Source organism: Pseudomonas sp. RG1 (assembly GCF_025910115.1).
GTDB classification, from domain to species: Bacteria; Pseudomonadota; Gammaproteobacteria; order Pseudomonadales; family Pseudomonadaceae; genus Aquipseudomonas; species Aquipseudomonas atacamensis.
In genome coordinates this window covers 11264-26512 of the sequence record NZ_JAPCIK010000042.1, presented here as the reverse complement: position 1 = coordinate 26512, position 15249 = coordinate 11264, and the positions used below count along the sequence as shown (strand labels likewise).

General features: G+C 59.3%; 13 protein-coding genes. 8 read left to right on the top strand and 5 right to left on the bottom strand.

What is annotated here, in order from left to right; all coding sequences use genetic code 11:
- Positions 1–73: 73 nt before the first annotated feature.
- Positions 74–1315, top strand: a complete 1242-nt coding sequence (locus OK411_RS21145) for a glutamine synthetase family protein (protein WP_177434896.1) — start codon at positions 74–76, stop codon at positions 1313–1315.
- A gap of 69 nt (positions 1316–1384) precedes the next feature.
- Positions 1385–2779 carry an MFS transporter gene (locus OK411_RS21140; RefSeq protein ID WP_122691432.1) on the top strand — a complete coding sequence of 465 codons (1395 nt, stop codon included), beginning with the start codon at positions 1385–1387 and terminating at the stop codon, positions 2777–2779.
- A gap of 73 nt (positions 2780–2852) precedes the next feature.
- Here OK411_RS21140 and OK411_RS21135 read toward each other — a convergent pair whose 3' ends face one another.
- The 4 genes from OK411_RS21135 to flgA all read right to left on the bottom strand — a co-directional run bounded on the left by OK411_RS21135 (position 2853) and on the right by flgA (position 5458).
- Positions 2853–3599, bottom strand: coding sequence for a flagellar brake protein (locus OK411_RS21135; protein WP_016773607.1), 747 nt, complete (start codon positions 3597–3599; stop codon positions 2853–2855).
- Positions 3600–3691: 92 nt separating this feature from the next.
- On the bottom strand, positions 3692–4159 hold the full coding sequence (locus OK411_RS21130; protein ID WP_016773608.1) for a flagella synthesis protein FlgN: 468 nt from the start codon (positions 4157–4159) through the stop codon (positions 3692–3694).
- A 48-nt stretch (positions 4160–4207) separates the two neighbouring features.
- On the bottom strand, positions 4208–4534 hold the full coding sequence (gene flgM, locus OK411_RS21125) for a flagellar biosynthesis anti-sigma factor FlgM (protein ID WP_016773609.1): 327 nt from the start codon (positions 4532–4534) through the stop codon (positions 4208–4210).
- Positions 4535–4696: 162 nt separating this feature from the next.
- Positions 4697–5458, bottom strand: a complete 762-nt coding sequence (flgA, locus tag OK411_RS21120) for a flagellar basal body P-ring formation chaperone FlgA (protein WP_264365640.1) — start codon at positions 5456–5458, stop codon at positions 4697–4699.
- A gap of 82 nt (positions 5459–5540) precedes the next feature.
- On the opposite strand from flgA, the gene OK411_RS21115 reads away from it, so the two are divergent.
- The 6 genes from OK411_RS21115 (at position 5541) to flgE (ending at position 10674) form a co-directional block, all read left to right on the top strand.
- The gene (locus OK411_RS21115) at positions 5541–6473 is read left to right on the top strand and encodes a chemotaxis protein CheV (protein ID WP_016773611.1); all 933 of its coding nucleotides are present in this window, start codon (positions 5541–5543) and stop codon (positions 6471–6473) included.
- Between the two features lie 46 nt (positions 6474–6519).
- Positions 6520–7347 (top strand): protein-glutamate O-methyltransferase CheR, encoded by an 828-nt coding sequence (cheR, locus tag OK411_RS21110; RefSeq protein WP_016773612.1) that lies wholly within the window; start codon positions 6520–6522, stop codon positions 7345–7347.
- Between the two features lie 365 nt (positions 7348–7712).
- Positions 7713–8123, top strand: a complete 411-nt coding sequence (gene flgB / locus OK411_RS21105; protein WP_264365639.1) for a flagellar basal body rod protein FlgB — start codon at positions 7713–7715, stop codon at positions 8121–8123.
- Positions 8124–8126: 3 nt separating this feature from the next.
- A complete protein-coding gene (gene flgC, locus OK411_RS21100; protein ID WP_016773614.1) occupies positions 8127–8570 on the top strand; it encodes a flagellar basal body rod protein FlgC in 444 nt (147 codons plus the stop codon).
- A gap of 15 nt (positions 8571–8585) precedes the next feature.
- Positions 8586–9314 carry a flagellar hook assembly protein FlgD gene (flgD, locus tag OK411_RS21095; protein ID WP_016773615.1) on the top strand — a complete coding sequence of 243 codons (729 nt, stop codon included), beginning with the start codon at positions 8586–8588 and terminating at the stop codon, positions 9312–9314.
- Between the two features lie 31 nt (positions 9315–9345).
- On the top strand, positions 9346–10674 hold the full coding sequence (flgE, locus tag OK411_RS21090) for a flagellar hook protein FlgE (RefSeq protein WP_016773616.1): 1329 nt from the start codon (positions 9346–9348) through the stop codon (positions 10672–10674).
- Between the two features lie 912 nt (positions 10675–11586).
- Here the strand turns inward: flgE and OK411_RS21085 are convergent.
- Positions 11587–14481, bottom strand: coding sequence for a ribonucleoside-diphosphate reductase subunit alpha (locus OK411_RS21085; protein WP_024013986.1), 2895 nt, complete (start codon positions 14479–14481; stop codon positions 11587–11589).
- Positions 14482–15249: the final 768 nt, after the last annotated feature.

Here is a 15249-nt window from a genome sequence, read left to right as displayed (position 1 = left end):
GCAGCGATTGACCGGCATTGATGAGATTGAATGTGTCACCCCGGATCTGAACGGTGTGCCACGGGGCAAGGTGATGACCGCCGAGGGTTTTCTCGAAGGGCGGCGTTTGCAGTTGGCGCGGGGTGTGCTGCTGCAATGCATCATGGGCGGCTATCCGCCGGCGCGGTTCTACGGCAGCGATGACGGCGATCTGGCGCTGGTTGCGGATCCTGCGCAGATTCACCGTTTGCCCTGGAGCGACGAGCCGCGTGCCATGGCGATTTGCGACGCCGACGAACTGAGCGGGGGGAGCTCAAGTCTCTCGACCCGTGGCCAGCTCAAAGCGGTCATCGCCCGTTACGCCGCGCACGGTCTGGCGCCGGTGGTGGCGACCGAACTGGAATTTTTTGTCTTCGCACCGAACACCGATCCGAGTCAGCCGTTCCGTCCGCCGGTCGGCCTCGACGGCCGTCGCGAGGACGGCCAGTCGGCCTTCAGCGTCAGTTCCAATAACGGTCTGCGGCCGTTCTTCAGCGAAGTGTATAAATGCATGGCGGCCCTCGGCCTGCCGCGCGACACCTTCATGCATGAAATGGGCGTCAGCCAGTTCGAGATCAATCTGCTGCACGGCGACCCGCTGCTGCTGGCCGATCAGACGTTCCTGTTCAAGCACCTGCTCAAGGAAGTCGCACTCAAGCATGGCCTGAGCGTGGTGTGCATGGCCAAACCGCTGGCGCACACACCGGGCAGCTCGATGCATATTCACCAGAGCATCGTTGAGATCGGCAGCGGCAAGAATGTCTTCACTGACTCGAACGGCGAGCCGACGTCGATGTTCCGCCACTTCATCGGCGGGCAACAGGCAGGCCTCGCCGATTTCACCGCACTGTTTGCGCCCAACGTGAATTCCTATCAGCGCCTGTGTCATCCGTACGCGTCGCCGAACAATGCCTGTTGGTCCCATGACAATCGCGCCGCCGGCTTGCGTATTCCCGCCAGCTCGCCGGTCGCACGTCGGGTCGAAAATCGTCTGCCGGGCGCCGACGCCAACCCTTATCTGGCCATCGCCGCCAGTCTGGCTGCGGGTTTGCACGGCATCGAACAGGAACTGGAGCCGAGCGCGGCAATCCAGGGTGAGTTCGCCGTGCCGGATAATCTGGCCTTGCCGTGTACCTTGCACGCCGCGCTGGAGCGTCTGAAACGTAGCCAGTTGGCGAGGGAACTGTTCGGGTCGGAGTTCATCGAAGGCTACATCGCTTCGAAGACCATGGAGTTGACCAGCTTCTTTGATGAAATCACTCCCTGGGAGCGCCGTGTGCTGGCCGCCCAGGCCTGACGTATCGCTGCTGCCGGGCAGTCGTTCTGATTGCTCGGTATTTACTGCAAGGAGCCGCTCGGAACGCCGATGCGCCAAATCTGGAAATCCTTTCGAGCGCTGTATTTCGCCTCGCTGATGATGTTGATCGGCTCAGGCCTTCTTTCTACTTATCTGGCTTTGCGTCTGGCTGCCGACAATGTCGACGGGCTGTGGGTCGGTGCGCTGATGGCGGCCAACTATTTCGGTCTGGTGCTGGGCGGCAAGATCGGCCATCGCCTGATTGCCCGGGTCGGGCATATCCGTGCCTACTCGGCGTGTGCCGGGATCGTCGGCGCGGCGGTGCTCGGCCATGGTCTGGTGGACTGGCTGCCGGCGTGGCTGGTGCTGCGGACGATCGTCGGTCTGGGCATGATGTGTCAGTACATGGTCATCGAGAGCTGGCTCAACGAGCAGGCAGATGCCAATCAACGCGGCCTGGTATTCAGCGGTTACATGATCGCCTCGTACCTGGGCCTGGTGCTGGGCCAGCTGATTCTGGTCATGCACCCCGGCCTCGGCCTGGAGCTGCTGATGCTGGTCGCGCTGTGCTTTGCCCTGTGTCTGGTGCCGGTGACGTTGACCCGACGGATTCACCCGGCGCCTCTGCACCCCGCGCCGATGGAGCCGCGCTTCTTTATCAAGCGTGTGCCGCAATCGCTGAGCACGGTGCTCGGCGCCGGTCTGATCATCGGTTCGTTCTACGGTCTGGCGCCGCTGTACGCCTCGCAACAGGGGCTTACGACCGAGCAGGTCGGTCTGTTCATGGGTAGCTGCATTTTTGCCGGGTTGCTGGTGCAGTGGCCGTTGGGCTGGTTGTCCGACCGTTATGACCGCGCGCTGCTGATTCGCTGCTTTGCCGGGTTTCTGGCGGTGGCGGCGTTGCCGTTGGCGATCATGCCGCAGGTGCCGCTGGAGGTGCTGTTCGTCGTCGGTTTCTTCTGTTCGCTGGTGCAATTCTGCCTGTATCCGCTGGCGGTGGCGTTCTCCAATGACCACGTCGAAGGTGATCGCCGGGTGTCGCTGACCGCCATGTTGCTGGTGACTTATGGTGTTGGCGCGAGCATCGGGCCGCTGCTCGCGGGTGTACTGATGAAGTTTCTCGGCAGTCAGAGCCTGTATGCGTTCTTCAGTTTCTTCGCGCTGGTGCTGGTCTGGCGGATTCGTCCGAAAGCGGTCACCAACCTGCACCAGGTCGACGACGCACCGCTGCATCACGTGGCAATGCCGGACAGCATGTCGAGCTCGCCGCTGGTGGCGGCGCTTGACCCGCGTGTCGATGAGCAGGTGGTGCAGGAGCAGATGGTCCAAGACCCGGCGCCGGTCACTCCTGAGCCTGAGCCTGAGCCTGAGCCCGAAGCGCAGCCGGAAGCAGTCGTTGAAACCGAACTGGACAGCGGCAATGACGATAAGCCTGCGCCGGATATCAGTGGTGGCAGGCCCTGAATCGAAGGTAAACATCGGCGCATAAAAAAGGGCAGTCCTGTGCGGGACTGCCCTTTTTATTGGTCACTGCGACTCAGAGATCGTCTTTGTCGAAACGCCGTGCTTCACGCTGCAACTGGTAAACGAAACGCTCGACGTTGCGCGCAGCCTGGCCACTGATGTTGTGGAAGCGCAGACCGGCGAAGGTGATGTTGAGTTTTTCTTCGAAATGCAGATAGCGCAGTTCGACCGATGTTGGCTGGTTGCCGAACAGCGGCGGGGCGATCAGGCGATCGTAGACCTGGCCCAGTTGCAGGCGATCAGTGATGTCGCCTTCGAAGCGGAACTTGCAACCGGTCGCAGAAATATCCAGCAGCTTGCCCTGCAGAGGAACCTTGAGCTTTTCGCCGCCCAGTTCAACGCTGACCAGATCGGTGAGCTTCAACGCAGCGCGGAAGGCGTTACGGCGCTGGTGATAGACCACTTCGCTCGGCAGGTCGCCGGTGTAGAAACGGTCGCCGTCGGATTCTTCGATGTTCAGCGTGCCGTTGCATTCCCAGGCGATGCGCACGCCGTCATGAAAGCCTTCGACCTTGAACGGTTCGCCAGCCTGGAGGAAGCGCTCGCCATCGCGTGGAATCATTTCATCCAGCGCAATCGTTGCGGTTTCGCGGTCGACCTTGATCAGGTAACTCTGAAAACGCTGGCTGCGTTCATGGAAGGTGATGATCAGCGGATCGTGGCTGTCTTGCAGCTGGCGCAGGTTGCTGGAGATTTCCAGTGGCGTGGTGAGCACCTTCGGAGGCTGCGGAGCATCATCCGCGCTTAGGGTGTTGGACACGGTTCTTCAATCTCCAGACAAAATAAGACTACGACTGGCCAGTATTTTGCCAGCATGTTGCGCAAGTGGATAGTGCAGGGCCAGCGAATGGCTCATGCCTGGCTGAGCGTTCGCGGCTTGACCGGTTTGGCAAAGGTGCCGCTGGCGTCGTACAGCGCTGGCGGCTCACCGCCGGTGAGGATCTTCAGCTGGTTGGCCGTAGTCGCCTGCTGGATCTGGATCGACTGGCCGTTCTTGATGTTGGCTGCCTGGCATTGGGCGATCAGCGCGGTCAGGGCATCGCCCTGGGTCAGCAACTGGTCGCCAATGCTCGACTGGCTGGCCAGTTGCTCAAGACCTGTGCGATCGGTCGGCAGGTTGAGGCTGGCGAGGATTTCGCTGCGCTTGCGGCCGTGCTGCTCGAGCAGAATGATCAACGCTTGCTTGGTCGCCAGAATTTCTTCCAGCAACGGCATGTCGCGACCATGCAAAGCGAGGGATTCGGTTTGCAATAACTCCAGCAATTGTTGCGCTGGAGCAAAGTCGTCGTTGATCAGTTGCAATAAGTTAGTGTCGTGCATGGCTGGCCTTGGGGTTTAAGCGTCCAAAAGCCTGGCGCCGGCAAAAGCCTAGCGCTGGGCTTCGAAGTTGAGCAGTTTGCTGGCTACACGGTTGCTGTCGACTTTATAGCTGCCATCGGCAATCGCGGCTTTCAACTCGGCCACTCGGGCTTTGTCGACAGCAGGCTGATCGCGCAGCTTGTCAGTGACCTTCTGCAACTGTTGAGCCTCATTGCTGAGGTGTACCGACTCCCCGCTTTTGGCGACATTGGCCTGTTCGGCCTGGGTATTCAGCGGCGCGGAGGGGCTGTTTTCAGCGCTTTCCTTGGCGTTGCTGGTACGTGTGCTGCCGGTTAGTGACGAGGAACTGTTCAATCGGTTGAAATCGATAACCATGATAAAAAACCTCTGGGAATTTGGACGCTTGCCATGTTTTCGGCTATCCCCTGAAAAACTTTAGGCCCAATCAACCATAAGCTTGCATGCGCCGTTGCGAGACCTGCTGCGGCACAGTTTAGGGAAGCGACGGGATCGGCGCCAGTTTTCTCCACGAGGCTTTTACATGGCCACTTCGACCTGTCCCGGCGCAATCACCTGCGCCTTGATAACTCTTTGAGAATTAAGGTTTTTTACTCGAATCTGTTCTTTCATGCCGCCATTGGAGAGCGCTTCCCCCGGCATGCGTACGGCAAGGGTGCCGCTGCGCGCAGTGATCACCACCTGGTCACCCTTGCGCACCACTTCGGCCTGTTCCAGATGCACCAGTGTGATGACCTGATCGGCGACCGTTGGTCGGGTAAGTTTCTGCCCGATCGCTTCGTCGACCGAGGTCAGGAAACCCTGGTTGATCGTGCTGACGTCGCGCTCGCGCAAGGTCACATCCTGCTGCTCGATAATGCCGGCGCGTTTCAGCGGACGAGTGGTCGTCACGATCTCGCGAAACAGGCGGACTTGAGCGGGTACGAACACCGTCCAGGGCGAACTGCCTTCGCAGCGAACCTTCACCGTGACGCGGCCCAGCGGGCGTGCCGGGCTCTCCAGCGTGGCTGTCAATTCCTTGTCGCACATGGGCATGCGCATGCGCGGGTCGAGCTGGTTGACTTCGATTTCGTAGCGGCCTTCGGTTTGACTGGAAGCCAAATAGTCTTCTACGGTGAATTCAAGAAAGCCCTGAGTCACGCCGATAAGCATATCAGGCAAGGTAACCGCATCTGCATGGGCAGGACTGCCAGCAAGCAAGCAGCAAACGGCGGACACCGCGCAAAGCCCTTTGCGAAGGGAGGATGTCAGGCGTCGGGAAAATGTCGTTTGAGCGTTCATACGAGTTAAAAAGCAAGCGCCGTGCCGTTTAGCAATGAATGTGCGTCGCAACAACACTTGGCGTTGGTGTAGGAGTCTGGGCATGGCTGGTGTAATGGATTCGGTGAACCAGCGCACGCAACTGGTAGGGCAGAATCGCCTCGAGCTGCTGTTGTTCCGTCTCGACGGGCCGCAGCTCTACGGAATCAACGTGTTCAAGGTACGGGAAGTGTTGCAATGCCCGTCCTTGACGTTGATGCCCAAATCCAGTCCTGTCGTGTGCGGGGTAGCGAATATACGGGGAGCGACCATTCCGATCCTGGATCTGGCAATGGCAACGGGCTCCGGTGCGTTGAAAGACAAGAACAGTCCGTTCGTGATCATCACGGAGTACAACACCAAGACCCAGGGTTTCCTGGTCCGCTCGGTGGAGCGCATCGTCAACATGAACTGGGAAGAGATCCATCCGCCACCCAAGGGTACCGGTCGCGATCACTACCTGACCGCTGTGACTCGGGTCGACAACCAGTTGGTCGAAATCATCGACGTCGAGAAGGTGCTGGCCGAAGTGGCGCCGACGCCGGAAGCGATTTCGGTGGGCGTGGTCGATGTCGAGACGCAGACCAAGGCGTTGTCGCTGCGGGTGCTGACGGTCGATGACTCGTCTGTGGCGCGCAAGCAGGTCACGCGTTGTCTGCAGACCATCGGTGTCGAAGTGGTGGCGCTGAACGACGGCAAGCAGGCGCTGGATTACCTGCGCAAGCTGGTCGACGAGGGCAAGAAGCCGGAAGAAGAGTTCCTGATGATGATTTCCGACATCGAGATGCCGGAGATGGACGGGTACACCCTGACGGCGGAAATCCGCGGCGACGCACGCATGCAAAAGCTCCATATCATCCTGCATACTTCGTTGTCGGGGGTATTCAATCAGGCGATGGTCAAGAAAGTCGGTGCTGATGACTTCCTGGCCAAATTCCGTCCTGATGACCTCGCATCCCGGGTAGTCGACCGGATCAAAGCAGCAGATATCAGCTAGGGGCCTTCTGCCCCTGGCGGTCAACACGATTTAAGAGGCGGCATCATTGTCTACGGGTAATTTGGATTTCGAACAGTTCCGGGTCTTCCTGGAAAAAGCCTGTGGCATTCTGCTCGGTGAAAACAAGCAGTATCTGGTCTCGAGCCGTCTCAACAAACTGATGGAGCAGCAAGGCATCAAGTCCCTGGGTGAGCTGGTACAGCGCATCCAGACCCAGCCGCGCAGCGGTTTGCGCGAGCAGGTGGTCGATGCCATGACGACTAACGAAACCCTGTGGTTTCGCGACACCTATCCGTTTGAAGTCTTGAAGAACAAGGTACTGCCGGAAGCGATCAAGGCCAGCCCCAACCAGCGTCTGCGGATCTGGTCGGCGGCCTGCTCGTCGGGACAGGAACCGTACTCGCTGTCGATGTCGATCGACGAGTTCGAGCGCAGCAATCTTGGTCAGTTGAAGATGGGCGTGCAGATCGTTGCCACCGATCTGTCGGGCCTGATGCTCAACAACTGCAAGACCGGCGAGTACGACAGCCTGGCGATCGGTCGTGGCCTGTCGCCGGAACGCCTGCAACGCTACTTCGACCCTAAAGGGCCGGGGCGCTGGGTGGTCAAGGCGCCGATCAAGAGCCGGGTGGAATTCCGCTCCTTCAACCTGCTCGACAGCTACGCAGCGCTGGGCAAGTTCGACATCGTGTTCTGCCGCAACGTGCTGATCTACTTCTCTGCCGAAGTGAAGAAGGACATCCTGTTGCGCATTCACAGCACATTGAAGCCGGGTGGGTACCTGTTCCTTGGCGCTTCGGAAGCGCTGAACGGTTTGCCGGATCATTACCAGATGGTTCAGTGCAGCCCGGGGATTATTTACAAGGCGAAATAAGCGGTTTGCGCTGATACAAAAAACGGGAGGCCCGCAAAGGCCTGCCGTTTTTTTATGCCCGAAGAAATTCTCTTAACACCAACAATCCCTGTGGGAGCGAGCTTGCTCGCGAAGAGGCCGTCACATTCTGCATTTGCATTGGCTGACACGCCGCCTTCGCGAGCAAGCTCGCTCCCACAATTGTCCGGCTGTGATGGGACGGCAAGCGGCAGAAAAGCGGCATCCGGCGGTAACCGGTTGCCGCTTTTCTGGCATTGCCGCTTAGCCTGTTCGGCGCAAAGCCCCGGAATACGGGGCTTTGTTCATTTGGCACGGCGCTTGCTAAAGCTCAGATACGAAAAACCGGTCACCTGAAGGTTCCCGACATGAGCATCAGCTTCGACAAAGCGCTGGGCATTCACGAAAAGGCATTGGGCTTCCGCGCCCAGCGTGCCGAAGTGCTGGCCAACAACATCGCCAACGCCGACACCCCGAACTATAAGGCGCGGGATCTGGATTTCTCCAAAGTGCTCGAAGCACAGGCCGAGAAGACCAAGACCGGCGGCCACTTTGCCCTGAACATGACCAACAGCCGGCACATCGAGGCTGAAGGGCTGGGCAATGGCGACGAGTCGCTGATGTATCGCACGCCGATGCAGCCTTCGATCGACCAGAACACCGTCGACGCTCAACTGGAACAGTCGAACTACGCGGAGAACGCCGTCGGCTTCCAGGCCAGCTTCACCTTGCTCAACAGCAAATTCAAAGGGCTGGTGTCAGCCCTGCGCGGAGAATAATCCATGTCCCTGTCCAGCGTTTTCAACATTGCCGGCAGCGGCATGAGCGCGCAGACCACGCGTCTGAACACCGTGGCGTCGAACATCGCCAACGCCGAAACCGTTTCGTCGAGCATCGACCAGACCTACCGCGCCCGTCATCCGGTATTCGCCACCATGTTCCAGGGCGGCCAGGCTGGCGGCAGCAATTCGCTGTTCCAGAACCAGGACGCGGCCGGGCAGGGCGTGCAGGTGCTCGGCGTCGTCGAAGACCAGAGCAATCTTGAAGCGCGCTACGAGCCGAACCATCCGGCCGCCGACGCCAAGGGCTACGTCTACTACCCGAACGTCAACGTGGTGGAAGAAATGGCTGACATGATTTCCGCGAGCCGCTCGTTCCAGACCAACGCGGAAATGATGAACACCGCCAAAACCATGATGCAGAAGGTACTGACCCTCGGTCAGTAATAAGGGGCGACTGCCATGAGCGTTACGGATACCACCAGCAGCCTGAGCATGAACGACATCCTGGCCAACTCGTCGAAGAAGGCCAGCAGCACTACGTCGGGCGGCATCGCTTCGGCGACCAATAGTGCCACCGGCGGCCAGGCGCTGGGCAAGGATGCTTTCCTGCAATTGCTGGTTACCCAGCTGAAAAACCAGAATCCGCTCGACCCGCAGGACAACAGCGCGTTCGTTGCGCAACTGGCGCAGTTCAGCAGCCTTGAAGGCATCACTACGCTGAACTCCACGGTCAGTGGCCTTGCCGGCAACTACAACTCGTCGCAGGCGCTGCAAGCGTCGTCGCTGGTCGGTCGCAACGTGATCGTGCAGACCAACACCGCGCAGCTCGATGACCCGAGCAAAGGCCTGACCGGTTCGGTCACCGTGCCTTCGTCGATTGCCGGCGGCACCGTGACCATCACCGACAAGGACGGCAAGACCGTGCGCACCATCGACCTGGGCAGCCGCGCTGCCGGCGATGCCAGTTTCACTTGGGACGGCAAGGACACTGCCGGCACCGTGGTTCCGGTCGGCACTTACACGTTCAAGGCCAACGCACCGATCAACGGCACCGCGACCGACCTGGCGACCTACCTGCCGGCGACCGTCAACAGCGTGACGATCAGCCAGACCGGTGGCGAGCTGATGCTCAACCTGGCCGGCAAGGGCACCGTTGCCCTGTCCAAAGTACAAACCATTGGTATATAGAGCCGACTAACCCGGCACGAAGGAGTGGAACATGTCTTTTAACATCGGCCTTAGCGGTCTCTATGCAGCCAACAAGCAACTGGACGTGACCGGCAACAACATCGCCAACGTCGCCACCGCCGGTTTCAAATCCTCGCGCGCAGAATTCGAAGACGTCTATTCGGCGACTCGTCTGGGCAGCGGCAGCAAGGTGATCGGTAACGGCGTACGCCTGGCCAACGTTTCCCAGCAGTTCACCCAGGGTGACATCAACAACACTGGCAACGTGCTGGACATGGGCATCAACGGCTCTGGCTTCTTCACCATGAACAACAACGGCTCGGTGTCTTACACCCGTGCCGGTACGTTCAAGGTCGATAACGCCGGCTATATCACCAACACCGACTACACCTCGCGTTTGCAGGGCTACGGTGTGGATGCCAACGGCAAAATTATTAACGGCGTCTTGACCGACCTCAAGATCGATACCTCGAACCTGGCCCCGAAGTCGACTTCGGCGGTGGCTTCGACCATCAACCTGAACTCGACCGCTGCGGTGATCGACGATACGGTCGCGGCAGGCAAATTCGACCCTACCAACACTGCGACCTACACCAAGTCGTTCAGCACCCCGATCTATGACAGCCAGGGCAACCAGCACACCATGGATCAATACATGGTGAAAACCGGCGCCAACACCTGGAAGGTCTACACACTGGTGGACGGTCGTAACCCGGATGCGACCGGCAGCGATCCGAAGACCACCGCGCCTGTGGCCTCGACGCTGTCCTTTGATGCGACCGGCAAGCTGACCCAGGTCAGCACGCCAGATCCGCTGGGTGGCCCGGCCATCATCAGCAGCGACCTGACACTCAAGGGCTGGGTGCCAGGCACTGTGACCGATGGTGTCTGGAAGGCTAACGGCGCGGCGGCAAACCCGGCGGGTGTGACCATCTCGATGGCCAAGACCACTCAGTACAACGCCGACACCTCGCGCACGATTCCTACTCAGGATGGTTACGCGACTGGCCAGATCACCAACCTGACCATCGACGGTACCGGTACCCTGTTCGCCAACTTCAGCAACAACCAGAGCAAGGCCATCGGACAGGTTGCACTGGCGAGCTTCACCAACGAACAGGGCCTGCAGGCGATCGGTGGCACCAGCTGGAAAGAGACGTTTGCTTCGGGTATTCCGGGCTACGATGCGCCTGAGACCGGTACGCTGGGTTCGGTGGTGTCCAACTCGCTGGAAGAGTCGAACGTTAACCTGACCAATGAGCTGGTTGATCTGATCAAAGGCCAGAGCAACTATCAGGCGAACGCCAAGACCATTTCGACGCAGAGCACGATCATGCAGACCATTATTCAGATGACCTGATTCGGGTTTCTGAGCTGGTTTTTTGGGCCCCTCGGTTTTGAGGGGCTTTTTTTTGGCCGTGGCGGCCTTTGGGCCGGCCATGCTCTTGGGGTTTTGGGTGAATATCCGTTTCTGCGGTAACGGCGACTTAGGGTTCCGCCCTTACGGCGGGTCACCTTTTTCAAACGCCAAAAAGGTAACCCAAAAGGCTTGCTCCTGCGTTCGGCCCTCGCAGGCTCGGGTTCCTTCGCTGCGGGATCGATCCGGGCGCAGCGGCTACGGTTTGCTTCGCTGCACCTCCTTCCGCTGTGTCTGGCTGCGCCAGACGGTCGCTGCGCTCCCACGCCCGGATCAATCCCTCCACTCAGCCTTCCGACGTCGCCCGTAGATCAAAAGCACTCGAGCTTGCGCTCATTGTTGAGTGGTGCGGCTTCGCCGCGGGCAGCTGCGCTGCTTTGCTTTTCTGTGGGAGCGAGCCTGCTCGCGAAGGCGGCCCGACAGCCGACCTGGTCTTGTAGCACGCGATCCAACTGTAGGAGCCGCCGAAGGCTGCGATCTTTTGATCTGGCTCTTGATCTGGCTTTTGCTTTGCTTCGGCTTTTGATCTTTTGCCCCTTCGGCAGGCTGCGCCCGGATCGGTCCCGTAACGAAGGTACCCCGAGCCTCAGCGAGCGGGCCGTACGCCGGGGCAAAGCCTTTTGGGTTACCTTTTTGGCGTCTGAAAAAGGTGACTCGCTGTAAGAGCGAAACCGCCAGCGGCAACACCCGCAGCAACGGATATACACCCAAAACCTCAAGAGTCCGGTCGGCCCAAAGGCCGCCAAGGCCGCCAAGGCCGCCAAAAAACAAAACCCCCAACAAACCAGAAGTCTGTCGGGGGTTTTGTTTGCCTTGAGATTCCAGGCGTCTCGCAACGCCTGAAATCAGCTCAGCTTATTGGCAAGCTTCGCAATCCGGCTCGTCAATCGCGCAGGCCTTTGGCACCGGCGCCGGACCTGCCGGAGCGGCCAGAACCGAATCGTCGCCGTGGTTGCCGCCGCTGGAAACAGCGTTCAGCTTACCGGTGTTGATGGTCGACTTCTCGGTGCTGGTCGCGGCCAGGGCACGGAGGTAGTAGGTGGTTTTCAGACCACGGTACCAGGCCATGCGGTAGGTCACGTCGAGCTTCTTGCCCGATGCGCCGGCGATGTACAGGTTCAGCGACTGGGCCTGGTCGATCCACTTCTGACGACGGCTGGCGGCGTCAACGATCCACTTGGTGTCCACTTCGAACGCGGTCGCGTAGAGCTCTTTGAGTTCTTGCGGGATGCGCTCGATCTGCTGCACCGAACCGTCGTAGTACTTCAGGTCGTTGATCATGACCGAGTCCCACAGACCGCGAGCCTTCAGGTCGCGAACCAGGTACGGGTTGATCACGGTGAATTCGCCCGACAGGTTCGATTTCACGTACAGGTTCTGGTAGGTCGGCTCGATCGACTGCGAGACGCCAGTGATGTTGGCGATGGTCGCGGTCGGTGCGATGGCCATGATGTTCGAGTTACGGATGCCTTTCTGTACACGGGCGCGAACCGGTGCCCAGTCGAGGGTTTCCTTCAGGTCGACGTCGATGTACTTTTCGCCACGCTGTTCGATCAGGATCTGTTGCGAATCCAGTGGCAGGATGCCCTTGGACCACAGCGAACCGTTGAACGTCTCGTAGGCGCCGCGCTCGTCGGCCAGGTCGCAGGAAGCCTGGATCGCGTAGTAGCTGACCGCTTCCATCGACTTGTCGGCGAACTCGACGGCAGCGTCGGAGCCGTAGGCGATGTGCTGCAGGTACAGAGCGTCCTGGAAGCCCATGATGCCCAGACCGACCGGGCGGTGGCGGAAGTTGGAGTTCTTCGCTTGCGGCACCGAGTAGTAGTTGATGTCGATCACGTTATCGAGCATGCGCACGGCGGTGTTCACGGTGCGTTGCAGCTTGGCGGTATCGAGCTTGCCGTCGACGATGTGGTTCGGCAGGTTGATCGAGCCCAGGTTGCAAACGGCGATTTCGTCCTTGTTGGTATTCAAGGTGATCTCGGTGCACAGGTTCGAGCTGTGGACCACGCCGACGTGCTGCTGCGGGCTGCGCAGGTTGCACGGGTCTTTGAAAGTCAGCCATGGGTGGCCGGTTTCGAAGAGCATGGAGAGCATCTTGCGCCACAGGTCTTTGGCCTGGATGGTCTTGAACAGCTTGACCTTGCCCGGGTACTCGGTCAGCGCTTCGTAGTACTCGTAGCGCTCTTCGAAGGCCTTACCGGTCAGGTCGTGCAGGTCCGGTACTTCGGATGGCGAGAACAGGGTCCACTTGCCGTCATCGAAGACGCGCTTCATGAACAGGTCAGGGATCCAGTTGGCGGTGTTCATGTCGTGGGTACGACGACGATCGTCACCGGTGTTCTTGCGCAGCTCAATGAACTCTTCGATGTCCATGTGCCAGGTTTCCAGGTAGGCACACACAGCGCCTTTGCGCTTGCCACCCTGGTTCACGGCCACAGCGGTGTCGTTCACCACTTTGAGGAACGGCACAACGCCTTGCGACTTGCCGTTGGTGCCCTTGATGTAAGAACCCAGCGCACGAACAGGCGTCCAGTCGTTGCCCAGGCCGCCAGCAAATTTCGACAGCATGGCGTTGTCGTGGATCGCGTGATAGATGCCCGACAGGTCATCCGGCACGGTGGTCAGGTAGCAGCTCGACAACTGTGGACGCAGGGTGCCGGCGTTGAACAGGGTCGGGGTCGAAGCCATGTAGTCGAACGAGGACAGCAGGTTGTAGAACTCGATCGCACGGTCTTCTTTCTGCTTCTCTTCGATCGCAAGACCCATGGCCACGCGCATGAAGAAGATCTGCGGCAGTTCGAAACGCACGCCATCCTTGTGGATGAAGTAGCGGTCGTACAGGGTCTGCAGGCCCAGGTAGGTGAATTGCTGATCGCGCTCGTGGTTGATCGCCTTGCCCAGTTTTTCCAGGTCGAAGGTAGCCAGCACAGGGTTCAGCAGTTCGAACTCGATACCTTTGGCGATGTACGCCGGCAGTGCCTTGGCGTAAAGGTCGGCCATTTCGTGATGGGTGGCGCTTTCGGCGACTTCGAGGAAGTTCAGGCCTTCGGCACGCAGGGTGTCCATCAGCAGGCGGGCGGTGACGAACGAGTAGTTCGGCTCGCGCTCGACCAGGGTACGGGCGGTCATCACCAGGGCGGTATTGACGTCGGTCAGGGCCACGCCGTCGTACAGATTCTTCAGGGTTTCGCGCTGGATCAGGTCGCCGTCGACTTCTTCCAGACCTTCGCAGGCTTCGGTAACGATGGTGTTCAGGCGGCCCATGTCCAGCGGCGCGAGGCTGCCGTCGGCGCGGGTGATGCGGATCGACGGGTGCGCGTTGACTGCTGCTTCGGCAGGAGCGTGCGCTGCGCGCTCTTTCGAACGGCCGTCACGGTAGATCACGTAGTCGCGTGCAACTTTCTGCTCGCCGGCACGCATCAGGGCCAGTTCGACCTGGTCCTGGATTTCTTCGATGTGGATGGTGCCGCCCGATGGCATGCGACGCTTGAAGGTCGCGGTGACCTGTTCGGTCAGGCGCGCAACGGTGTCGTGGATTCGCGACGAGGCGGCAGCGGTGCCGCCTTCAACTGCGAGGAACGCTTTGGTGATAGCGACGGTGATCTTGTCATCGGTGTAAGGAACGACAGTGCCATTACGCTTGATCACGCGCAGCTGGCCAGGCGCGGTGGCTGCCAGATCCGAAGTCGAATCGGCGGCCTGCGGCAAGGTGCCCTGCGGGTTCTCGCGAGTTGTGTCGGTTTGCATGGGGGGTGGTCTCCACATTCTCTATGTTTGTTTGGCACCGTCATGGTGCTCACCGTTCTGTACCGAAGCACTGCAACCGACGGGCGTCGGCATTACAAACTTCGGAGCAGTAGGAAAAAGGCTGCAACGCCGCATCCTTGCCGAAGTTTTGGTTACGAGCCGAAGCTCGCCACCGGATTCCTTCGCGGGTGGCAGTCATGACTGCAACACCCATACCGTTTTGTCCGTTTCGGACCAAATAAAACGGTGCCATCCGCCAGTGCGGTTTGGGCTTGAAAAAACTCGCTTGTTCTACCGGAAACTGGCCATAAAGCACTTGAGTTTCAGGTCTGAAATGTGGTTGGGCGTTTTAGGTGAAAACCCTATATGTAGGGTCTCTGTTTTCGCCGTGCTACAAGATAATGCGTTTCAGGGGGGGATTGCAACGTACTACCTGTGGATAAGCCTGTGCGTAATTTGTGTAAGAAACAGGGAAAACGCGTGTAGGCCGCGAACCTGCTGAGCCAGACCGTTTGTCACTGTTTTTTTGCCTGGAAAAACGCTTCAGCGGTTTTTTAAGGGCGCGAACCCTATCACAGAATTCCGCCTTGTCCGAACGCATTTACCGACTTGTTTTCCGCGTGACCGGCGTTTATACAATCGCTGGGTGCATGGGCATTTTTATCCTCCTGAAACATGACAGATGATCGGGAGGTACACGCAGGATTGTGGGAGCGAGCCTGCTCGCGAATCGGTTGACCGCTGAGCATTCAGGTTGGAGCACAGACG

Excerpts from the sequence above, each read along its gene's own strand:
- flgC (WP_016773614.1), top strand. The coding sequence starts at position 8,127 with ATGTCCCTGTCCAGCGTTTTCAACATTGCCGGCAGCGGCATGAGCGCG.
- flgD (WP_016773615.1), top strand. The coding sequence starts at position 8,586 with ATGAGCGTTACGGATACCACCAGCAGCCTGAGCATGAACGACATCCTG.
- flgA (WP_264365640.1), bottom strand. The coding sequence starts at position 5,458 with ATGAACGCTCAAACGACATTTTCCCGACGCCTGACATCCTCCCTTCGC.
- OK411_RS21140 (WP_122691432.1), top strand. The coding sequence starts at position 1,385 with ATGCGCCAAATCTGGAAATCCTTTCGAGCGCTGTATTTCGCCTCGCTG.
- OK411_RS21115 (WP_016773611.1), top strand. The coding sequence starts at position 5,541 with ATGGCTGGTGTAATGGATTCGGTGAACCAGCGCACGCAACTGGTAGGG.
- OK411_RS21130 (WP_016773608.1), bottom strand. The coding sequence starts at position 4,159 with ATGCACGACACTAACTTATTGCAACTGATCAACGACGACTTTGCTCCA.
- flgE (WP_016773616.1), top strand. The coding sequence starts at position 9,346 with ATGTCTTTTAACATCGGCCTTAGCGGTCTCTATGCAGCCAACAAGCAA.
- OK411_RS21085 (WP_024013986.1), bottom strand. The coding sequence starts at position 14,481 with ATGCAAACCGACACAACTCGCGAGAACCCGCAGGGCACCTTGCCGCAG.
- flgM (WP_016773609.1), bottom strand. The coding sequence starts at position 4,534 with ATGGTTATCGATTTCAACCGATTGAACAGTTCCTCGTCACTAACCGGC.
- OK411_RS21145 (WP_177434896.1), top strand. The coding sequence starts at position 74 with ATGACCGCCGAGGGTTTTCTCGAAGGGCGGCGTTTGCAGTTGGCGCGG.
- flgB (WP_264365639.1), top strand. The coding sequence starts at position 7,713 with ATGAGCATCAGCTTCGACAAAGCGCTGGGCATTCACGAAAAGGCATTG.